Origin of the sequence: Streptomyces aculeolatus (assembly GCF_020400605.1) — a bacterium.
GTDB classification, from domain to species: Bacteria; Actinomycetota; Actinomycetes; order Streptomycetales; family Streptomycetaceae; genus Streptomyces; species Streptomyces aculeolatus.
In genome coordinates this window covers 19,155-40,527 of the sequence record NZ_JAINRD010000002.1, presented here as the reverse complement: position 1 = coordinate 40,527, position 21,373 = coordinate 19,155, and the positions used below count along the sequence as shown (strand labels likewise).

At 71.4% G+C, this 21,373-nt stretch carries 18 protein-coding genes and 1 pseudogene; 12 read left to right on the top strand and 7 right to left on the bottom strand.

Annotation, left to right across the window (positions count from 1 at the left end; genetic code table 11):
* Window positions 1-46 precede the first annotated feature (46 nt).
* On the top strand, window positions 47-958 hold the full coding sequence (locus LG396_RS04460) for a peptidoglycan-binding protein (protein ID WP_225793668.1): 912 nt from the start codon (window positions 47-49) through the stop codon (window positions 956-958).
* A 178-nt stretch (window positions 959-1,136) separates the two neighbouring features.
* Window positions 1,137-2,039, top strand: coding sequence for a peptidoglycan-binding domain-containing protein (locus LG396_RS04455; protein WP_443729172.1), 903 nt, complete (start codon window positions 1,137-1,139; stop codon window positions 2,037-2,039).
* A 16-nt stretch (window positions 2,040-2,055) separates the two neighbouring features.
* On the opposite strand, the gene LG396_RS39115 is transcribed toward LG396_RS04455, so the two are convergent.
* Window positions 2,056-2,346, bottom strand: a complete 291-nt coding sequence (locus LG396_RS39115; RefSeq protein ID WP_263978718.1) for an NTP transferase domain-containing protein — start codon at window positions 2,344-2,346, stop codon at window positions 2,056-2,058.
* A gap of 109 nt (window positions 2,347-2,455) precedes the next feature.
* On the opposite strand from LG396_RS39115, the gene LG396_RS04445 reads away from it, so the two are divergent.
* From LG396_RS04445 to LG396_RS04430, 4 genes are all read left to right on the top strand, one after another.
* Entirely contained in the window at window positions 2,456-3,187 is a 732-nt protein-coding gene (locus LG396_RS04445) for a DUF7873 family protein (protein ID WP_018837920.1), read from the top strand.
* Window positions 3,188-3,893: 706 nt separating this feature from the next.
* Window positions 3,894-4,580 (top strand): hypothetical protein, encoded by a 687-nt coding sequence (locus LG396_RS04440; protein ID WP_225793666.1) that lies wholly within the window; start codon window positions 3,894-3,896, stop codon window positions 4,578-4,580.
* A gap of 3 nt (window positions 4,581-4,583) precedes the next feature.
* The gene (locus LG396_RS04435) at window positions 4,584-6,557 is read left to right on the top strand and encodes a GMC oxidoreductase (protein WP_225793665.1); all 1,974 of its coding nucleotides are present in this window, start codon (window positions 4,584-4,586) and stop codon (window positions 6,555-6,557) included.
* Between the two features lie 5 nt (window positions 6,558-6,562).
* On the top strand, window positions 6,563-7,729 hold the full coding sequence (locus LG396_RS04430) for a ferritin-like domain-containing protein (RefSeq protein WP_225794005.1): 1,167 nt from the start codon (window positions 6,563-6,565) through the stop codon (window positions 7,727-7,729).
* Window positions 7,730-7,852: 123 nt separating this feature from the next.
* Here the strand turns inward: LG396_RS04430 and LG396_RS04425 are convergent, their stop codons facing one another.
* Entirely contained in the window at window positions 7,853-8,860 is a 1,008-nt protein-coding gene (locus LG396_RS04425) for an ADP-ribosylglycohydrolase family protein (protein ID WP_225793664.1), read from the bottom strand.
* Window positions 8,861-9,037: 177 nt separating this feature from the next.
* Window positions 9,038-10,297: an MFS transporter gene (locus tag LG396_RS04420; protein WP_225793663.1), complete on the bottom strand. Its 1,260-nt coding sequence runs from the start codon at window positions 10,295-10,297 to the stop codon at window positions 9,038-9,040.
* 26 nt (window positions 10,298-10,323) lie between these two features.
* Here LG396_RS04420 and LG396_RS04415 point away from each other — a divergent pair, with 26 nt between their 5' ends.
* Entirely contained in the window at window positions 10,324-10,845 is a 522-nt protein-coding gene (locus LG396_RS04415; protein ID WP_225793662.1) for a CGNR zinc finger domain-containing protein, read from the top strand.
* A gap of 103 nt (window positions 10,846-10,948) precedes the next feature.
* Window positions 10,949-11,866 (top strand): ATP-grasp domain-containing protein, encoded by a 918-nt coding sequence (locus LG396_RS04410; protein ID WP_225794004.1) that lies wholly within the window; start codon window positions 10,949-10,951, stop codon window positions 11,864-11,866.
* A gap of 163 nt (window positions 11,867-12,029) precedes the next feature.
* On the opposite strand, the gene LG396_RS04405 is transcribed toward LG396_RS04410, so the two are convergent.
* On the bottom strand, window positions 12,030-13,079 hold the full coding sequence (locus LG396_RS04405) for an LLM class flavin-dependent oxidoreductase (protein WP_225793661.1): 1,050 nt from the start codon (window positions 13,077-13,079) through the stop codon (window positions 12,030-12,032).
* 246 nt (window positions 13,080-13,325) lie between these two features.
* On the opposite strand from LG396_RS04405, the gene LG396_RS04400 reads away from it, so the two are divergent.
* Window positions 13,326-13,943: a TIGR03086 family metal-binding protein gene (locus LG396_RS04400; protein ID WP_225793660.1), complete on the top strand. Its 618-nt coding sequence runs from the start codon at window positions 13,326-13,328 to the stop codon at window positions 13,941-13,943.
* 199 nt (window positions 13,944-14,142) lie between these two features.
* Here the strand turns inward: LG396_RS04400 and LG396_RS04395 are convergent, their stop codons facing one another.
* The gene (locus tag LG396_RS04395) at window positions 14,143-14,481 is read right to left on the bottom strand and encodes a DUF952 domain-containing protein (RefSeq protein ID WP_199850253.1); all 339 of its coding nucleotides are present in this window, start codon (window positions 14,479-14,481) and stop codon (window positions 14,143-14,145) included.
* A 123-nt stretch (window positions 14,482-14,604) separates the two neighbouring features.
* Here LG396_RS04395 and LG396_RS04390 point away from each other — a divergent pair.
* Window positions 14,605-15,569: pseudogene (locus tag LG396_RS04390) on the top strand (SpoIIE family protein phosphatase); the annotation flags it as partial.
* A 108-nt stretch (window positions 15,570-15,677) separates the two neighbouring features.
* On the opposite strand, the gene LG396_RS04385 reads toward LG396_RS04390, so the two are convergent.
* Together LG396_RS04385 and LG396_RS04380 are read right to left on the bottom strand one after the other, a co-directional pair.
* Window positions 15,678-16,697 (bottom strand): DUF4331 family protein, encoded by a 1,020-nt coding sequence (locus tag LG396_RS04385; protein ID WP_225793659.1) that lies wholly within the window; start codon window positions 16,695-16,697, stop codon window positions 15,678-15,680.
* A gap of 430 nt (window positions 16,698-17,127) precedes the next feature.
* Window positions 17,128-17,715, bottom strand: a complete 588-nt coding sequence (locus LG396_RS04380) for a TetR family transcriptional regulator (RefSeq protein ID WP_225793658.1) — start codon at window positions 17,713-17,715, stop codon at window positions 17,128-17,130.
* Between the two features lie 66 nt (window positions 17,716-17,781).
* Between LG396_RS04380 and LG396_RS04375 the strand changes: the two genes are divergently transcribed.
* Both LG396_RS04375 and LG396_RS04370 read left to right on the top strand, forming a co-directional pair.
* Window positions 17,782-18,309, top strand: coding sequence for an SRPBCC family protein (locus tag LG396_RS04375; RefSeq protein WP_225793657.1), 528 nt, complete (start codon window positions 17,782-17,784; stop codon window positions 18,307-18,309).
* Window positions 18,310-18,879: 570 nt separating this feature from the next.
* Window positions 18,880-21,303, top strand: coding sequence for a lantibiotic dehydratase (locus LG396_RS04370; RefSeq protein ID WP_225793656.1), 2,424 nt, complete (start codon window positions 18,880-18,882; stop codon window positions 21,301-21,303).
* Window positions 21,304-21,373: the final 70 nt, after the last annotated feature.

Sequence of the window (21,373 nt, the reverse complement as noted above, 5' to 3'; positions counted from 1 at the left end):
ACGGGGAGTCGGGTTGCCTTCAGGAACAAAAGTCAGACGTGCATGGGTGGTCGTCGCCGCGGTGTGCGCGACGCTGATGGCCTCCCTCGGCCTCGCCCAGTCGGCCACCGCCGCTCCGGCCTGGCCGGTGCTCAGCAACGGTTCGTCCGGGTCGAACGTGGCCGCGGCCCAGTACCTGCTGCGCGGTCACGGCTACGACATCGCCGCCGACAGCGCCTTCGGCCCGGCGACCGAGGGCGCCGTGGTCGCCTTCCAGCAGTCCAAGGGCTACGGGGCGGACGGAATCATCGGCCAGCAGACCTGGCCGGGCCTCGTCATCACGGTGCGGCAGGGCGACAGCGGCCCCGCGGTCGCCGCGGCCCAGTCCGCGCTGAACAAGTTCGGCTACGGGCTCGCCGTGGACGGGGAGTTCGGCGCGGGCACGGCCGCCGCCGTCACCTCGTACCAGAGCTCCAGGGGCCTGGCCGTCGACGGGATCGTCGGCCCGGACACCTGGCAGAACCTGATCGGGGAGAACGGCGGCGGGGGCGGCAACTACTCGCTGCCCATCCCGCGCGACGCCCTGTCCCGCGGCTACTACGACGTGCCGCACCACGACTACGCCGCACTGGACCTGCCGGTGGGCACCGGGACCCCGGTGTACTCGATCACCTCCGGCGTGGCGAACCAGATCAACAACAGCCGGTGCGGACTCGGCTACCAGGTCGTCGGCGACGACGGCGCCACGTACCTCTACTGCCACTTCTCCGCGCACGGGGCCGGCTCCGGCGTCCGGGTCGACGCCGGCACCCAGATCGGGCTGTCGGGCAGCACCGGCAACTCCACCGGCCCGCACCTGCACGTGGAGATCGCGGCGGGCGGCGCGAACCGCTGCCCCGGCGCCCTCCTCGGCCCGGTCTACGACGGATCCACCCCGCCTGCGCCGGGTGCTCTGCCTACGGGCGGCTGCATCGAGTAGCGGCGTGCCGGGGCCCGGGCGCACAGCTCACCGCGACCGCCCGCCCGGGCCCCCGGCGTCGTGGTGTCCGTCCCGCCCCCCACTCGGCACGGGCACCGGTCGATGCACCCCTCCACCCCCCACCCATCCACCGAATCCACGGGGAGTCCCGTTGAACCCAACAACGACCACACAGCGGGTGACCCCCCGTTGGTGGGCCGCGATCGCCGCCGCGTGCGCCGCGGCGCTGCTGGTGTCACTCGCCGTCGTCCAGTCGGCCACCGCCGCCCCGGCCTGGCCGGTCCTCCAGAACGGCTCGACCGGTGCGAACGTCTCCACCGCCCAGTACCTGCTGCGCGACCGCGGCTACGACATCGCCGTGGACGGCGAGTTCGGCCCGGCGACCGAGAACACCGTGCTCACGTTCCAGCAGTCCAAGGGCTACGGCGCGGACGGCGTCATCGGCTCGGAGACCTGGCCCGGCCTGATCGCCACCGTCCGCGAGGGCGACAGCGGCGACGCGGTCTCGGCGGCGCAGACGGCACTGAACAAGTTCGGCTACGGGCTCGCCGTGGACGGCGAGTTCGGCCCGGCGACCGCCTCCGCGGTCACCGACTTCCAGAGCACCAAGGGCCTTTCCGCCGACGGCGTCGTCGGCCCCCAGACCTGGCAGAGCCTTCTCGGCGAGGGCGGCGGTGACGACGGCGGCGGCTGCTCGGTGCCGGCCGAGCCGGACCCCGAGGTACTCAGGATCGTCTACCGGACCGGCATCGAACTCGGCGTCAGCGACCGCGTGATGCTCGCCGGCTTCGAGGCGGGCGTGGTCGAGTCCAACATGAACAACCTGGACTGCGGCGACCGCGACTCGCTCGGAGTGTTCCAGCAGCGCCCGTCGCAGGGCTGGGGAACTCCCGAACAGATCATGGACGTGTCGTACGCGTCCCACGCGTTCTTCACCCCCGCCATCAAGGTGGCGGCGAACAACCCGGGCATGTCCGCGGGCCAGGTCGCGCAGAGCGTCCAGGTCTCGGCCTACCCGGACCGTTACGACGCGGTCGAGGACACCGCACTCGCACTCATCGAACGCGCCAAGGATCTCTAGGCCCGTCCCGGCGATGTCAGGGACCGTCAGGGGATCGCAGACCTGATGCCGCGTCCGCACGGACAGTCGCGGATCCCCACCGAGGAATGGCCCCCGTAGGCCCCCACGAGCGCGGGCCGGAGCGAACCCCGCCCCGGCCCGCGCCCTCGATCGACCGGTCGAGCAACGGCGTACCGCCGACGGACACCCTCGGCTTGTCCGCTCCGTTCAAGCGCTCGGCGCGCCCTCCCGCCAGCACCACCGCGTCGTATGACGCTCCTGTGCCGCCTCCCGGCGCCCCTGGCTCGCCGGCTGCCGACGCCTCCATCGTCGCTACGGACGCAAAACCGACCCACTTCCTCGCCCCCGCGGGCTCAGGTGTCGGCCAGGGTGCTTAATCGGATGTGCGTGCGGCACGGGGTTGTTAGGTTTGCCGTGTGCCGAAGCTGAATCAGATCATCGCAGTCGAAAAGGGCGTCAAGTCCAAGGCCCTCCAGGAGCTCACCCAGGTTCACCAGGACGTGCAGAAGCCCGCCCTGCTGGCCGGCATCTCCCGGACCTACCAGCCCAAGGACGAGGAGGGCGAGCAGCTGCCGCCCGAGTCCACGCGGGTGCAGGTCAAGGCCGAGGACGCGCTGCGGGCGACCGCCGGGACGCTGACACGGCTCTTCGACGTGACCGCGACGAAGGACTGGGCGAACCGGTCCGCGGTCGCGGACGTGGTGGTCGACGGTACGGTGCTGTTGCCCCAGGTGCCCGTCCCGTACCTGCTGTTCCTGGAGAAGCAGCTCACCGACCTGCACACCTTCGTGCGCAAGCTGCCGGTGCTCGACGCCTCCGAGTCGTGGAGCCTGGACCCCTCGACGGACTCGTGGAAGACGGACCCGGTGCGCACCATCCGCACGAAGAAGGTTCCGCGCAACCACGTGAAGGCCGAGGCCACCGAGAAGCACCCGGCGCAGGTCGAGGTGTACTACGAGGACGTCCCGGTCGGTTACTGGACCACGGTGAAGTTCTCCGGCGCGCTGCCCGCCCGGCGGGTCAACGAGCTCCTCGACCGCGTCGAGAAGCTCCAGCAGTCCGTCAAGTTCGCCCGCGAGGAGGCGAACAACACCGATGTCACCGACCAGCGGGTCGGCGACGCGGTATTCGGCTACCTCTTCGGGTAGCCGCCACATACGCCCTCCGTCGCGAGCGGAGGGTGCGCGATGAGCGCAAGCTGAAACTGATGTCGAAGCTGATGAGGGGTGTCAGTTGGGGGTTCGAATCCCTCTCCCCGCACCACCTGCGGGGGTGGCCCAAGCCTGGCAGAGGCGGCCCCGTGAAACTCAGATTCTCGCTCCAGTCTCAGTATTCGCCGCCGAACACCGGATCGACCGAGCGTGGGCGAACATCGACGGATGGGGGTTCAAGTCCCTCCGGCGCCTCTCTCATGGCGCTGTAGTTCAAAGGCAGAACACGTCGATCTCAACATGATCCGCGACTCTTAAACGCCGTCGGTGTGCGCAAATGGGCGGCAAGCTGGAGCCCGGGAGCTGGACATGCTCCCGGGCTCCGTCACGTTCCGCGCCCGCGCTTGTGCGGTGACCGCGGCCGGCGTGCGCGTTCAGTCGTCCGAACTCTCCCCCGCAGTGATGAAATCCCCTTCCTGACAGGGGCGTTGAGCCCAGGGCGGAGAACCGTTTCTCTCGCCGCGCCGCCCGGAGGATCGGTCGCCGCGCGGGTCCACTTCCCCCTCGCCGGCTTCTCGGTTCGTGCGTTTGCTGCGACGCGTGCATGTGGCAGACACCTGGCATCCGGCGGAGGCGCACTGCCCGGTGCGGAAGGAGATCCCCCACATGCCAGACCTCACAGTCCCCTCGGTAAGGGGTTCGCATGACTGATCACGAGGCCGCCGCGCACAGCGCCGGCCCCGCCCCCCTCGACCGCTTCGTGAGGCTGTGCGTGCCGCTCACCGGGTTCACCGCGTACGAGCTGCGCAGCACCGGCATGGCGCAGCTCTACTTCGACACCGCAGGCCGGGAGATCGGCCACCGGAGCCTCGACGCCTTCCTCGGCGTCTGGGAAGAGGCCCACCAAGGCGGCCTCGGCCCGTCCCGGCTCCCCGCCCTGGAGCGGGAGTTGGCGCGCGCGCTGATCTACCTCTGGTACACCGGTGCGTTCCCCCGCATCGCCCCGGCCGCCCACGCGGAGCTGCGCCGGGACCGGCCGAACCAGGAGTTCGTGGCGTCGCCGGAAAGCTATCCCGAGGGGTTGGTGTGGCGCGCCTTCGGCGGCCACCCGGCGGGCGCGAAACCCCCGGGCTTCGGAACCTGGGGGGATGAACCGCCCGTGCTTCCCACCGAGGCGGAACTGGCCGCCCGGATCGCCGCGGAGGACGCGGGCCCCGGCGGCGCCGTGGCGTACGACGCCGGCTCGTACGGCTCGGCCGGAGAAAGCGGTGGGAGTACGCCGGCCCACCTGCTGCCCGGGCCGCGCAGCTCCCGGGCCGTCTCCCCCTCCGCCGTACCGCCCGCCTCGTCCCATCCCGTGCGGGAGACCTCCCCGGAAGCAGGTGAGTGACCGATGAGCGTCCACACGACCGGCGCTGCCGTCGACGGCCGCCACTACGACGCGATCGTCGTGGGCAGCGGCTGGGCGGGCAGCCTCGTCGCCCGCCACCTGGGCAGGAAGAACTGGCGCGTGCTGGTGCTGGAGGCAGGCAACGGCGGCACCGACAACTGGGTGGACTACCAGGACTCCGTACGCACCTTCTCGTCCGCCGTCGCCAAGGTGCCCAACTCCGCGTACCGGCCCAATCGCGCGGCCCCCTCCCCCGACGTCCTGGACCTGAGCCCCGGCGGCCCCGGGAACCCCGACGGCTACCGCGCCACCGGCCACTTCCTCCAGACCGGACCACTGCCCTACGGCACCGACTACCTGCGTGCCCTCGGGGGCGCGGGCATGCACTGGCTGGGCGCCGTCCCCAGGATGTTCCCCGAGGACTTCTCGACGCGGACGGCCTACCACTACGGCCTGGACTGGCCGCTGGGCGCCGCCGACCTGGAGCAGCACCTGCGCGACGCCGAGCACCTGCTCGGCACGGCGGGCGAAAGCCGTGAGCAGCACCGGCTCGGCACCGTGCCCGCGGACCACGAGTACCCGATGGAGCAGATCCCGCCGAGCTACCAGGACAAGGTCTTCCACAAGAAGCTCGACACCAGGACGGTCGTCGACAAGGTCGCCGGGAACCGGGAGTACCGGCTCCAGGTGTACGGGCTGCCGCAAGCCCGCAACAGCACCCCCAACGCCGCCTACCCGACCGCCGACGGCAGCACCTACAAGCCGCGCGGTGCGGTCGGTGTGCCCAACTTCGGCGAGCGCTGCGTGGGCAACGCCAGCTGCGTGCCCGTCTGCCCCGTACAGGCGAAGTCCTCGCCGCTCCGCCTCCAGCAGGACTTCACCGGCACGGTGGAGATCGCGACGCGCTGCGTCGTCAGCCGCGTGCTGCCGGGGCGCGGGAACACCGTGCGGGGTGTGGAGTTCCGCGAGTACGGCGATCCGGCGACACCCGCGAGCCGGGCGTACCGTGCCGAGGCCGACGTCGTGGTGCTGGCCGCGCACGCCATCGAGAACGCGGTCCTGCTGCTCGCCTCGCACATGGCCAACAGCAGCGGCAACGTGGGCAAGCACCTCATGGACCACCCCACCCTGCTGGCCTGGGCCGAGACGCCGCCGGAGATGCCGGTCGGCCCGTACCGGGGCCCGGGCCACACCTCGGGACTGGAGTGCTTCCGCACCGCGGAGGGCCGCAGGCAGCGGGCGCCCTTCCGGGTCGAGATCGGCAACTGGGGCTGGGGCTGGGCCACGGGAGCCCCGATGAGCAGCGTGAGCGGGATGCTCGGCCTCGGCGGGGACTCCGACGGAGAGGTGAACCCCGACGGGCGCTACGGCCCTGCCCTGCGCAGCGCGCTCGGCTCGCACCTCAACCGGCAGGTGCAACTCCAGATCGCCGTAGAGCAGCACGCCGACCCCGCCAACCGGGTCACCATCGACCCGAGCCGCCACCGCGACGCCATGGGCAACCCCCGCCCGATCATCCACTACGACCTGGCCAAGCACGTCAGGGACGGGATGTACGCCGCGCGACTCGCCGCGCTGGAGATCTTCAAGCTGCTGGGGGCGACCGACCGCAGCTCGTACGGGGCGCAGGCCGACGGGAGTTATCCGCTGGGGCACTACCGCCACTCCCCCGACGGCGTGCTGGAGGAGCTGGACCTCGTGTACCACGGGGCGGGACACGGAGCCGGTACGCACGTCATGGGTGCAGAGCGGGCCACATCCGTCGTCGACACCTACCAGCGCACCCACGACCACCCCAACCTCTTCGCCGTCGGCTGCGGCTCGATGCCGTCGGTCGGCACCAGCAACCCGACACTCACGATGGCGGCGCTGGCCCTGCGCAGCGCCGAGCGCATCCACCGCGACCTGGCCGAGCTGCACCAGCCGGTCACCGTCGCGGGCCCGCGCGCAGCCCGCACCCAGGAGGTGGCGCAGTGACCACGATGTACGACCTGGCGGCCAAGGAGTACCGGCCGCCGAAGGACCTGCCCGAGCTGAAGACGTACCTCCAGGCCGCGGTGGAGATCGAGCACCTGACGATCCCCGTCTACATGTCGGGCCTGTACTCCATCGTGCCGGGCACCAACGCCTACGCGTGCGAGGTGATCCGCAGCGTCCTCCTGGAGGAGATGCTGCACATGACGCTCGCGGGCAACCTGCTGAACGCGGTCGGCGGCACCCCTGACATGGGGAAGCTCACCCCCGGATACCCGGCCCGGCTGCCCTTCGGCGACGCGAGCCTTCCGCCCATCGCGCTCCAGCACTTCTCCCCGGGGGCGCTGGAGACCTTCCTGCTCATCGAGCGCCCCCACTCCTTCGTTCCGTCGAATCCGGACGAGACCGGCTGGACCTCGATCGGACAGTTCTACGAAGCGATCAGGCGCGGCATCGTCACCCTGGAGGAGGCCGCCCGGGGCACGGGGCAGACCATCTTCACCGGCGACCCCGCAGAGCAGGTGGGCCCTGAGGACTTCTACAACTCCGGCGGCGAGACCTTCCGCATCACCGATCTCAAGAGCGCCCTGCTCGCCATCGAGGTGATCAGCGAGCAGGGCGAGGGGGCCCAGGACTCGATCTGGGACAGCGACGACAAGATCTTCGGCGAACAGCGGCAGGTGGCCCACTACTTCCGCTTCAACGAAATCGTCACGGGCCGCAGCTACGGGCCCCACGACCTGCCGCGTACGCAGCCGAGCGGCCCGCTGGTCGACGTCACCTGGCAGGACGCGTACCCGATCGATCCGGGGGCGAAGTCGGCGCACTTCGCGCCGTACCCGGAGATCCATCGGGCGGTCGAGGACTTCAACGACACCTACGCCCGGCTGCTCGTGCTCTTCGAGAGGGTCTTCGACGGGAAGCCGCGCGAGATGGAGAAGGCGGTGCCGCTGATGCTGGAGCTGCGCGACCTCGCCCAGCGGATCTACCGGAATCCGCACCCCGACACGGCCGGCAAGCCGGGTCTGCACGCCAGCCCCACCTTCGAACTGGACGACTCCCGGCTCCGGCGGGCGAGGGAACACATCACCGACCTGCTCGCCGCTCCCGCGGAGATCCCCGCCCAGTCGGCCACGGGGCCGGCCGGCGCGCAGAAGGAAGAACAGCACTCATGAGCACCGCGACCAAGGAGGGCCGACTCCCCGCTCGCGTACCCCCACAGCCTGCCGCTCCTCGACGGCGCCTTCGCCGGCTTCGGCCGGTTCACGACGCCTGGGGGGATCCGGCGCTGCGGCGAGCTACTGATCCCAGGCCGCGCCGAGCGCCAGCAGCCGCTCGCGGTACTCGATGACCTCGACCCACTCCGGCGGCCAGGCCGCCGCCCCGTGGCACGCGCCGGCGAACGCCCCGGCCAGCGCGGCGATCGAGTCGGAGTCCCCGCAGGAGTAGGCGCCGCGGCGCACGGCGGCCGCCGGGTCGTCGGGGTGCTGGAGGAAGCAGAACAGCGCGGTCGCGAAAGCCTCCTCGGCGATCCACCCCTCGCCGGTGGCCAGGCAGGGGTCGGCGTCCGGATCGGCGTCCGGCAGCGCGGCCCCGACCCGGTCCAGGACGGCCAGGCACTCGTCCCAGCCGCGGGAGATGAAGGAGATCCGGTCAGGGTCCTGGGCGTGCTCGGCCAGGTCGCCCAGCCAGTCGGCCCGGTACACCGCCCGGTTCGCCTCCGCGTAGGCCCGCAGCAGCGGCAGCAGCTCCTGCGGGGCCGTGCCCTGGGCCAGCAGGTGGACGGTGTGCGCGGTCACGTCGCTGGCCGCCAGCGCGGTGGGGTGCCCGTGGGTGAGGCCCGACTGCAACTGGGCCGCGCCGGAGCGCTGTTCTCCGCTCAACCCGGGGATCAGGCCGAGCGGTGCGACCCGCATGTTCGCCCCGCAGCCCTTGGATCCCACCACGCTGGCCCGCTGCCAGGCCCCGCCCTGCTCCAGCGCCTCGCACGCGCGCAGGCAGGTGCCCCCGGGGGCCCTGTTGTTCTCCGGCGAGTGGTACCAGCTCAGGAAGTGCGCCCGCACCGGCGGCTCCATGCGCCCGGCGGTGAGCGGCCCGTCGGCCAGCACCGTGTGCAGCGCCTCGCCGAGGGCGAGCGTCATCTGCGTGTCGTCCGTGACGTAGGCCGTACCCGAGGAGACCGGCAGCGGGAGCGAGCGCCACGGCCCGAACTTCGCCTCGATCTGGGCGAAGGTGTTGAACTCGGTGGGGAAACCCATGGCATCCCCGATGGCCAGCCCCAGCAGAGCCCCCGTCGCGCGCTTCATCCCGTGCCCACCCCAACGTCGTCCCGGCCCACCGATCCTGGGCGCCCCGGATGACGACGCCGGCGGCGTCGGCATGGTTGCGTTCGTTCACTTCGAGGGGGTTCCGGCACGGCTTTGATGGAACGGTCACGACGAGTGCCCGGTTGACATGGCCTTCGAGCGGGCGTGAGATCCGCTTCAAGGCGAGGCCGGCGATGCGCCTGGAAGGACCCGGTCCCGGGGACGTGCCCGGGCGGTGATCGCGAGGGCCGCGGTTGTCATCACGGCCAGCAGGGCCCAGGCCGGCGTGAAGCTGCCGGTCAGGTCCCGCAGCAGGCCGAGCAGCGGCGGGACGACGACGATGGCGACCTGGTTGGCGGACATCGCCAGGCCCAGGGCGAACCCCGTACGGTCAGGCGGCGCCGACTCGGTCACGGAGGCCACCCACGGCCCGTACCAGCCGAACCCGAAGAAGCCGAGCCAGACAAGCGCCACGACGGCCACCCCGGGCGAACGCCCCGCGGGCGTCATCAGCACCGCCATGCCCGGCACGACGGCGACCATGCAGCCGGCGACCACGGCGTGGCGGCCCCGGCGTACGCGGTCGCTCAGCGCGGCGAGGCAGATGCGGCCGGCGACGCCCGCGCCCTGGGCCGCCACCAGCACCGCCGCCGCGCCGCCGGCGCCGAGCGAGGCGCTGTCGTGGAGGTACACGACCGTCAGGACGGCCACCCCGTACTGCACCGAGATGAGGCTGACCCCGGAGCACATGATCCGCACCATCGACGGCTCGCGGGCCGTCCGCAGCCGGGCGGCGAGTTGCGCCCTCAGCGGCTCGCGCGCCGCCGGGCGCCGGACGTCCGAACCGGGGGGCCGGCGGTACAGGACCAGGAAGGCGACGGCGCCGAGCAGGGCGACGAGGCTGCCGGCCAGCAGCGCGGCCTGGCGGCCGTGCGCCTCGGCGAGGAACGGCAGGACGGCCGCCGCGAGCGCGGCGCCCAGCGGGAGGCCGGCCTGCCGGACGCCCATTGCGAACCCGCGCTGCGACGAGTCGAACCAGGACGCCACCGACTTGCTGCCGCCGGGTTGGACGGTGCTGTACCCGGCACCGACGATCACCAGCACCACCAGCAGCCAGCCGTAGCCCGGAGCGAAGCTCCCCAGCCCGAGGCCGCCCGCGACCACGATGGCGCCGACGCCGACGACCGAGCGCTCGTTGTAGCGGTCCAGCAGCTCGCCGGCCGCCAGCAGCCCCACCAGGGGGACGAATTGGGCTGCGGAGATCAGCAGGCCCAGCTCCGCCGTACTCAGACCGAGCTCGCGCTGCAACTGGATGCCCATGGATCCGATGCCCTGCACGAAGAAGCCGGCGGCGGCCTGGGTGAAGGTGGCCGTGCCCAGGACGATCCATCGGTAGCGCCATACGTCAGGCGCGGTGTGTGCGACGCGTTGCTTCATGCCGCCCACCGTGCGGTAATGGTCTTGTGCATCTCAACCCTTACGGAGCGGACGCCGTCAACCTGGCCGCGTCGCTCGCCAACCGGCGCCCGGCGAGCGCCGCGGAGCTCGCCGACCGCTGCCGCGCGGCGGGGCTGGCGGTGGACGGCCCGGCCACGACCGCGGACCTCCGCCGAACCGCCGCCGCGCTGGACGCGTGGGAGGAAGTCGTCGACGCAGCCGACGACGAGGAGCGCGCCGAGCTGCTCAACCGGATACTGGCCGCGGCGGCCGCCTATCCGCGCATGACCAACCACGCCGGCTCCGGCTGGCACCTGCACTACCGCGACGCGGGGCAGCCCCTCGGCGACGTACTGCAGGCGCTGTTCGCCGTGGGCACCGCGCTGCATCTGAGCGGACGGGGCATGCACCGCCTGCGGCGGTGCGACGTGGCCGAGTGCACCACGATCTTCGCCGACACCTCCCGCACCGGGCGGCAGCGCTACTGCTCCCAACGGTGCGCCAACCGCGACGCGGTACGCCGACACCGCGCCCGGACCGCCCGCTGACCCGGTTTGTGATCACTTGAGGCCGAGGGGGCGACGAGGTCTCGGGCGTTGCGGCGGAGGCCGGGCCCGTGTGCGTAAGGCGTCCTCGACGAACACAAAACAGATGGTGGTCGGTTGGTCGGGCCGCGAAGATGCGGGCATGATGCTGCTGATTCCTTCCGACGTGCTGCGACCTCGGCGACCGGATGAGCACTTCGCTCCCGAGGCAGAGGCTGCGCGGGCGGCCGGTATCGAAGTCGCGCTCGTTGACCACGACGCACTGGTCGCCCCTGAGGGCGCCGCTCGCGCGGTGGCCCGCGTTCCGCAGGGGGGCGAAGCGGTGTACCGGGGCTGGATGGTGAGTGCCGAGCGGTATGCGGCCTTCGACGCAGCTCTGGCGCGACGGGGCATCACTCTGCGGACGGGCACCGAGCAGTTCCGGCGGGCACACGAACTGCCGGGCTGGTACGCGGATCTTCGCACGGTGACCCCGCCGTCGGTCTGGACCGCCGGCGACGACCGCGCCGGATTCGACCAGGCCAGAGCGGAGCTGGGAGCCGGTCCCGCGGTGCTGCGCGACCACGTGAAGTCGATGAAGCACTACTGGCACGAAGCGGCTTTCATCCCCGAACTCGCCGACGCCGACGCGGCCTGGGCCGTCGCCACCCGGTTCCGGGAGCTTCGCGGCGACGATATGGCCGGCGGGTTCGTCCTGCGCCGCTTCGAGCGGTTCGTCAGCGCCGAGGTCCGCACCTGGTGGGTGGACGGGGTTTGCCGCCTGGTCACCTCGCATCCGGACACGCCGGACCGCCCTTCTCCCGACGATGTGGACCTGGCGCCGGTCGAGCCGCTGGTCGCCGGCCTGGGCCTGCCCTTCGTCACGGTGGACCTCGCCATCCGGGCCGATGGAGTCTGGCGGATCATCGAACTCGGCGACGGCCAGGTGAGCGACAGGCCCCGGAGCATGCCACCCGAAGCACTGATCACCGTCCTGTTCGGGAACCGGCGCGCAGCCCAGAGCTTCGGCGAAGTCGCGGGTTGAGCGGGTTGTCCTGACGTGGGCCGGCACGTTGCCCTTGGTGCAGCCCTGCCGGTGCAGCAGGCCGGTCAGCTCGGCGAGCTGGACACCCTGGGAGTTGCCGGTGACGGTCTCCCGCTCGGGCAGCCGGACAGGCGAACCTGGCGGGTGTGGCGCGCATCCCGGGTCAGGTGAAGGCCGGCATGATCCGCTCCTTGATCAGCCGCAGTTGCGTGTTCACATCGGCCGCCTCGGTGAGGTCGCGGCCGGTGAAGGCTTTGACCATGGTGCGGTCGGTGACGGCGCAGATCATGTGGTTGACACCGCTGGGTGCGATGTCCCGCTGGATCTTCTCCCGGCACTCCTCGGGCGTACCCGCGATGGAGAGCCGCTCGGCGACCCGCGGCGAGGTCAGTTCGATGCCCCGGGCCAGGTCTCCGGCGGCGATCGCCTCGATGGCCGGCTTCAACTCCGCCGGGTCGACTCCGTTGCGGAGCAGCTGCTCCTCGGGCATGGAAGAGGCGTAGATGCCGACCATGCTGCGCGCCGCCTCCTTGGCGACCCCCGAGTCGGGCCCGGTCGCGAAGACCACCCAGGCCCCGATGTCGAGCGACCGCCAGTCCTTGCCGGCACGCTCGGCCCCGGTGCGGATGTGCCGTACCGCGTACTCGTACGCCTCGCGGGTGTAGCTCAGCGCGTGATGGCAGCCGTCCGACAACTCCCCGGCCGCCTCGAAGGACTTGGGCCCGCGCATCGCGCCGAGCTTGAGCGGAACGCGTTCCTGCACGGGCCGCGCGAAGGTGAAGAGCCCGTCGTAGGAGAAGAACTCGCCCTCGTAGGAGAGGGCACCCTCGTCCAGGAACGTACGCATCACGTGCAGCGCTTCCTTCACGCGCGACAGCGGCTTCGTGCGAGCCCAGTCGATCCGGTACTGGGCGAGCAGTCCGAAGTTGCCGCTGGACAGCACGCCTTCGGCGCGGCCGCCGGTGAGCTCGTCCAGGGTGGCGAGTGCCTGCGCGATCAGCGTCGGCTCCCGCAAGGTCACCGGCGACACACTCGGCCCGAGCCGAATCCGCTCGGTACGGCCGGCTGCCGCCGCGAACAGCAGCCACAGATCCTTGTGCCAGGTCTCGTCGGCCGCGTAACAGGCATAAAAGCCCAGGTCGTCCGCTAATCGAATGGAATCCAAGGACTCGGCCACGGAATAGTCGGGGAGCATGGCGTAGCTGAACTTCACGAGCGCCACCTTCGATCGGGGACCTGCATGCGGTGTCCTACGCTACGTAACCGCCATGCCCGCATCGAGAGCGCCTCAAGCGCACCGCGTCGATCATCTGCCGGTGGCAGCACCCCTCCGTCCGGCCCGGCAGGGTCCGCACCCGGCTGCTGGGCGAAGGTTCGGGGACGGGCCTGTCGGCGATGAGTTTCGGGCCCCGCGCGAGTCACAGTCAGTGGAGGAAGTACGCCACGGAAGGACCCCCGCATGACCGACGCAAGCCCCGCCGCACCGCCCGCCCGCCCGGACCTCGGCCCGCAGACCGAAGTCCTCGCCCGGCTCGCCGCCGACATCCCCGACGACCGGCTGGAGGATCCCACGCCCTGCGAGGGCATGGCCGTACGCCACCTGCTGGGCCACCTCATCGGCCTGACGGTCGCGTTCCGCGACGCGGCCCGCAAGGACCTCGGCGCCACCACCGGCACCGACCCGAACTCGGCGCCGCTCCCCGACCTCGGCCCCGGCTGGCGCGAGGAACTGGCCCGGGAGCTGCCCCAGCTCGCCGACGCGTGGAACGACCCGGCGGCCTGGGAGGGCGACACCCAGGCCGGCGGCGTCACCCTCCCGGGCGCGGTGGCCGGCCGGGTCGCCCTCAACGAGCTGGTCCTGCACGGCTGGGACCTCGCCCGCGCCACCGGCCGGCACTACCAGCCGGACGAGGAAGCGCTGCACGTCTCGTACGAACTGGTGGCAGCCACGCCCGACGGGCCCGCCCGGGAGGGGATGTTCGGGCCGCCCGTCACGGTGCCGGAGGACGCACCGCTGCTGGACCGGGTGGTGGGGCTCAGCGGCCGCGACCCGGGCTGGACGCCGCCCGAAGGCTGACGCGCGTCCACGGAAGGCGCTCTCGCCGCGGGCGGGAGAAGCCCAGTGGCAGTGGTCGGGCCGGGTGACCGGTCCGGTGCCGATGTCGCCCAGGTCGTCGGAGCAGCCGGGGTCGACGCCCGGCCACTGCGCCGTGGGACGCCCGCCCGCCCGGCCACGCCCGCAGCAGCGGCCTGCCCGGTCGGACGGCCATTGCCGCTCACCGCTGTCCGGGGTCGGTCCAGGGCTCGACTCTGAGGACCGCGCCCACCGGTATCGGGCCGTATACGTGCGGGAACTCCTCGCCGCCGGGCTCCGCCGCCTCGAAACGCACCGGCGCGGACAGGCGCTCGGCGTCGATGACCAGCACCACCGGGTCCTCCTCCGGCCGACTGCCGTACAGCGCCCGCGCGACCGGCGCGAGCTGGTGCCGAAGCGAGCAGTGGATGTAGCCCTCCTCCGCCAGGCTGCGCCCGCGGGTCGACTGCTCGTACACCCCGGTCCGGCGGGCGGCTTCCCAGCGTGCCCGCTCGGTGATATGCCACAGCTCCGTCGCCATCTTTCGATGGTAGTGACCCACCACCGACTTACTGCCGTCGTCGAGATATGAGCACAGTGGGGCGGCGCCGCCTCGGGCCGCAGACGGCGCACAGCGTCGCCGATGGGCGTGTGGAGGCGGTCGGTCCGGGAGGCGTTTCTGCGCAGCATGGGGCGTACTCGTGACCAGGTGGTGGGCCGCGACCTGTCTGACGCCTTTCCGGATGACCCGGAGAATCGTGCGGTCACCGGCATGCGCAAGCTGCAGGGGTCATTGCGGTGGGTGGCCGCCACCGGGGAGCGCGACGCCATGACGCTTCACCGCTACGACGTGGAGGACCCGGACCGGCCCGGGGTGTGGGAGGAGCGTTACTGGAGCCCGGTCAACGTCCCCGTCTACGACGCGGATGGGCGGGTGGCACTGCTGCTGCACCTGGAGGAGGACATCACCGAACTCGTCCGTACCCAGGGCGGCAAGGACCGGGCGACCGCGCTGGAAACCATGCTGTACAACGAGACTGGTACGACCTCGTCGAACTGCCCGACGGCCGTACGGCGGTGGCCGTCGGGGACGTCGTGGGCTACGGCCTGGCCGCCGCCTGCGTCATGGGCCAACTGCGCAGCGCCCTCAGCGCCGCCTTCCGCGTCTCCGACGACGGCCCCGCCCGGGCCCTGGAAGTCCTCGGTCTGTACGCCCGGTCCGTCAGCGGTGCGGAGTCGACGACGACGGTCCTGTGCGTCATCGACGGCGTCAACCGCGTCATCGCGTACAGCAGCGCGGGCCACCCTCCGCCGGCGCTGCTGCACCCCGACGGCACCGTGGAGTTCCTCGACCAGGCCACCGACCCCCCTCTCGGCGCGCGCCCCGAGCACATCCCCCGCCCCCAGAGCAAGGTTCCGTTCAGCGAGGGAGCCACGCTCGTGCTGTATACCGATGGGCTGATCGAACGCCGTCGTGAGGACATCGACGTCGGCCTGAACCGGCTTGCCGCCTCCCTCATCCGGCACCAGGGCACCGAACCCGAAGCGCTCGCCGGCGCCTTGCTGGACGACCTGACCCCACCTGCCGGTGCCACCGACGACATCGCCCTGGTCGTCATCCGCCTGTGAGCTTGCCCCCTCTGTCGGACGACTGCTTTCCCACTACCGACCAGCGCGAGACGGGCCGCCCTCGACATCGACATCATGACGCCCTGGCGGAAGCCCCCACGAAGACCGTCAGGAGGTGGTTGCCGGGTGCGGGTCGCCGAGGTAGGGGAACCGGTCCAGGGTGTCGGTGTGGGGCGTCAGGCCGGTGGGCGGCGCCTCGTTCTTGGTGAGGAACGCGACGCGGATATCGATGACGTCTTCCGTGAATGTCCGGCCATTGGGATATGCAGCGGGCTGGGACGGGTTGAAGTGCAGTACGTCGGGCAGAAGACCGTGCTCGTCGAGCGCGACGATCGCCTCCTCACGCGAGTAGCCGCCGGTGTGGCCCAGCAGGTGGACGAACTGGTCCGTCCACCTGGTCCGGTCGTTGACCGGCTCGCTCGCGTTGTACTCCTCCTTCGTGTCGTCGGTGTTGAAGAAACTGCTCATTGACGGGTGGCCGGCGCGGTCCGCGTGGACGAGTTCGCCGTCGCGAAGGACGCTGCACCGGCCCCAGATGTGCAACTCGTCCTTGGGGGCCAGCTCCGCGGTCGGCAGTTCGACGGCCATCGAGAAGACGTTGGCCTGGGTGTTGGAGTCGACGCCGGTCCACGGGGACTTTCCGCCCAGATGCGGCGCGGTGAAATTCCGCTTGCCGCTGATGTCGAACAGATTCTTGATTCCGTCGAAGTCGAAGAAGAAGGCGTCACTGCGGCTACCCGCGGCCACTTTGTAATCGCCGCTGCTGACCACATTGGCCCGGGGACCGAAGGAGACGGCGGCGTCCGACACGATCTTGGTGCCGACCGCCTCGGGCCTGCGGGACTCTGCACCGGTCGCCATGAAGACGCTGTATGTCTGCGAGCCATCGGATGCCGGCGGGCTGAAAACCCAACTGAAGGCGTGGTCGGTGAGGTAATCGCCGTCGTTGTCGACGTTCAGGCGGTACACGGCGTCGGGGTGCATGGCATCCGCGTTGGGATTCGCGTTGAGGATGAGAACGGTCCTGCTCGGATCGCCGGGCGCCCCGAAGGCGTAGAGGTCGCACAGATCGAGGCGCTGGTCGCCGAGCGGTGCCCCGAGGCTGAGGCCGGTGAAGTGATTGGACATGTCAGGCCCTTACGTTGTCTGCCCGTCGGAAACCGCCAGAGCCCTCGAACGACCGTTCTGGGGCGCGTGAGGTACACCCGCATCCGGGGGCATCCACGCTAGCCGCCGGAGCAGCCCGGCCATCGAAAGCGAAGGCGGGGCCGTCAAACAACGCTCGAACGGACCACCACGGTGCCCGGTCAGGATGCCGGTCCGGCCCATGAGGTGGTCCGGCAACTTCACGAGCACGTCGCGAACCGTTTACCCGCCGTGGGCCTCGACGGCGGGAACCGGGGTTGGAGGCCATCTCGTTGCCTCCAGACGCTGCTCCCATCGCCTCCGCGGATCGCCACACAACCGCAGACGACCAGTTGGCCCGTCGGCAGGCGGACCCGACCGTGGAGATGCCCGAACTCTGCCAGCGATCCGGCTGTGCACGGCCTGTGGCTTCTCAGCAGTTCAGGAGGGCGGTGGCGCCTTGCTCGGCAAGGTCCTCGGCATGCGCGGGCAGCGCCGACCCCGAGCGCAGGTGGCGTCGTACAAGCGCGAGGGGAAGGTCGATCAGGGCGAGGGCGGTCCGGTCGGCGGCTTCGGGACCGCGGAGCCCGAGCGCGGCGGCCAACTCGGCCAGAGCCGCATGCACGCGCCGGTTGCCGGCGTCGGCGCGCGCGCCCTGCGTAGCGGACCAGCGGGCGCGGTCGAAGGCGTCCGCGCCGTGGAGCAGCACGGTGGCCCGCGCGGGCTCGGCGCGGCTCCAGGCGACCACGTGCCGGGCCGCTGCCCGCGCCGACTGCGCGGCGTCGCGGTCGGCGCCCGCGAGGAGTACGAGGTAGCCCTCCTGGAAGGCCTCCACCGTCCGCAGCCACGTCTCGGCGAGCAGGTCGGTGCGCCCGGCGAAGCGGTGGTAGATCGAGCCGCTGGGGGCGCCCACCTCGGTGGCGACGGCGGACATGGTCACCGCCGCGGGACCGGCCGCCGCGGCCTTGCGTACGGCGGCGTCGAGGAACTGGTCGGTGGTGAAGCGAGGTTGCCTGGCCACGAAGTAGAGAGTACTCTCCAGAAAGTATTAGAGACCAACCTCTAATATGTCGGGGAGAGGGCCGTCATGGGCGTGTACAACGTGCACCAGCGCGTGCTGGGAGCGGCGCAGAGCGAGGTGGGGGCGCTGCTCGACACCCTCGCGGGCGACGGCGACGCACTCTGGCCGCGCGCCGGCTGGCCGTCCATGCGCTTCGACGGCCCCCTGGCGGTCGGCGCGACCGGCGGCCACGGACCCATCCGCTACACCGTCACGGCCTACGTCCCCGGCACCTGGATCCGCTTCACCTTCCGCGCGCCGCGCGGTTTCGACGGCTTCCACGAGTACGCAGTGCTCCCCCTCGACGAACACCGCACCCTGCTGCGGCACACTCTGGCCATGAACGTACGCGGCCCGGCCCGCCTCACCTGGCCGGTGCTGTGGCGTCCGCTGCACGACGCATGCCTGGAAGACAGCATGAACCTGGCCGAGGCCGCCGTGCAGGCACCGGCGCCCCCCGTACGCCGCACCGCCTACGTCCGCCTCCTCCGCACGCTGCCCCGCACCGCCGGCACCATCCGGCGGCGCAGCACGGCACTCCGACGCTCCTCCTGAAACGCCCTGCGCCCCCGCCACTCCGACCGGCCGCCGACCCACGAGCCGCGAAGCGGACGCGCAGTACGGCCGAGGGCTGCTGTGCTCGCCGACCAGCGAGTGGTGTTGCGGGCAACGCCGATCCGGGTGTGCGCTGCCCGGGCGGCTCCCTTGGTGGTCTACGTACGTCTTGATCCCCTGCGTTCGGTGCTTTCAGGGGCGCATTCGAGGTGGAGCGATTTCGTTTCCTTCCTTGGGAGCGTTTCCACCTGGTTCCTGTTTGGCGTCGTGCCGGCGTGGCGATGGACCCTGCCGTGAAGATCGAAGACTCCGCGGCCTGTCCGTTCTCGGGGGACGGCCTGTGCCCCCCGGCAGCGAATTCTTCTGCGCGGGCGGTGCCTCGCCGGCCGGGATGACGCCGGCGAAACACCGCCGAGGGGGCCTGAAAGCGCGGCTGAAGGTCCCGCGTCCGCTCCGCCGCCCGGCCTCACCTCCGTCACACAGCACATCGGGGAGCGGCAGGCCTCGAACGCCTCAGGCCGACGGTCTGTGCCGTATCCGCCGACCGACTACGACGCCCACCAGGAGCTGATGACAGTGCCACCGCCGAACCCGCCCGTTGCCGCCCTGCCGGACTCCCGCACGATCGACCGGGAGCCGACCGCCGCGCACCTGGTGCCGCTCGGCTCCACCGGATGGCACGTGTGGCGTGACGTATTGGTCCGGGGCGCCGGCTTCCCCGCCCGCCTCGTCGATGAACTGGCTGACCCGGACCTGGCACGTGCTGCCGATGCGCTGCTCTCCGGGACGGTCACTGCGGATGAATACCACCGCGCATTCGACACCGCGGTGGCACGTTTCGGCGAGGTCGTCCGGCGGACGGCCGCGGACCGCCGCTTCCGGGAGGCGGTGGCCTGGCAGAACCACGCCCTGCTCCCCAGGTGCCTGGACAAAGTCGTCGCGGGAGAGCCCCGGAACAGCAAGGGACGAGAACACCAGGAGACCATCGTCAACTACCTCCAACGCTACGCGTTGAAGAACGACACCATCGGCTTCTTCGGGCCCACCGCATGGGGGCAGTGGACCCGGCCTGCGGGCGGTGTGCGCGGGGAGGAGCTGCTCCGGATCGAGCCGGGTCGCAGGTTCCTCCGTCACCGGGCGGTGTACTTCGAGAGCTGGGCCGTCGACGCGGTCGCCCAAGCGCTGGGCCGGGACCCCGCGATGACGCCCTGGCTCCTGCCGCGCCGTGACCCCAACGTGGTCGTCGAAGAAGGCCGGGTCCGGCGTGCGTTCGGCTCCCCGCTGCTGCTGCCGCCCGCTCAGGCCGCACTGTTGCAGGCGTGCGACGGTAAGCGTCCGGCCGTCGAGGTGGCTCGTGAACTCGCCGGCCCCGGCCTTCCCTACGGTTGCGAGGCCGAGGCCATGACGGCGCTGACCCGGCTGCTCGGCGAAGGGCTCATCACACTCGGTCTCGAAGGCCCCCTTGAGCTGCACCCCGAGATCACCTTGCGTGACAAGCTGCACCGAATTGGCCATCTGTCTGTGCGGAACAAGGCGCTGGCGGATCTGGACCGGCTCCTCGGCGCGCGGGCGGACGTCGCGGCGGCAGCCGGTGACGCCGAGCGGCTGGCTGCCGCGCTCGACCGGCTCAACACCGAATTCGAGCAGGTCACGGGCACGGAGGCCGGACGGCTCCACGGACAGACCTACGCGGCCCGCACCCTCGTGTTCGAAGAAACGGTCCGCGATGTGGACGTGGAGCTGGGCACGGCCCTGCGTGCCGAGTTGGCCGGCCCGCTCGGTCTGGTGCTGGACAGCGCCAGATGGCTGGCCAACCGCATCGCGGCCGAGTACGGCGCCTACCTCTCCGCGGCCCACCGGGACTGGACGGCCGCACACCCCGGGGCGGCGATGCCACTCGTGGAGCTGTTGGAGCACGCCGGGCAGAAGCTGGGGTGCCTCGGCACGGACTCCGACGAGACGCGGGCCGCCATCGCCGACTTCCAGCAGCGGTGGAGGCACGTACTCGGGGCGGCGGCGCGCCCCGAGAGCGGCATGCCCGCACAACTCTCCTCCGGCATGCTCGCCGACCGGGTGCGGGCCACGTTCCCGGCCGCTCGCCCCGCCCACTCGGCCGCGGTTCACCACGCTCCGGACGTGATGATCGCCGCAGCCTCGGAAGCAGCCATCCGCCGGGGCGAATACGAGGCGGTCCTCGGTGAAGTACACGCTGCCTTCAACACCCTGGAGCACCGCTCAACCGTCGAGCACCATCCCGCACCCGACGCACTGCGCGGCTACGACGCCGCCGACCACGGCGGCCGACGGATCTACCTGGTGCCGCCGAAGAAGAACCTGCTGGCCACGACCAGCAGCCGGCTCAGCCCGCCGACGGCGATGCCCGCACCGGACACCGTCTACTGGAGCACGCGCAACCCCGGCATCGAACCGCCCGGCAGGTTCCTGGCCCTGGCAGACCTCTTCGTCCACGCCACCGGCGAACCCGGCGCCCTGGAAGTACGCGACGGCGCCGCAACCTTCCGCGCTCCTCTGCTCGACGTGCTCAGCGAACCCCTCAGCGACGTGACCGCGACCGCCTTCCAACCGTTCCCGCGCTGCCGGCACCGCGGACGGGTCACCGTCGACCGCCTCGTCGTGGCACGGGAGGCATGGACACTGCCCGCCGCAGAACTCACCTGGGCCGACCAACGAGAGGAACGGGAGAGGTTTCTCGCGGCCCGCGCCTGGCGCGTCGAAAACGGCCTTCCGGAGCGGGTGTTCGCCAAGACACCCGGTGAAATCAAACCGTTCTTCGTGGACTTCGGCAGCATCCCGCTCGTCAACCTCTTCGCGAGGGCCGTGCGGCGGGCGACAGCGAAGGACGCCGAAGCTCAGGTCACCCTCACCGAAGTCCTGCCCGACACCAACCAGACATGGCTGACCGACGATCTCGGCGAGAGATACAGCTGCGAGCTGAGGATGATCGCCGTCGACCCGCTGTCCACCGAGCGATAACCGAATGCCGGAGCGGCCCCGCCACCGCGGACCTGTGGTCCCGGCGGGGCCGAAGGCCGGGGTGTACAAC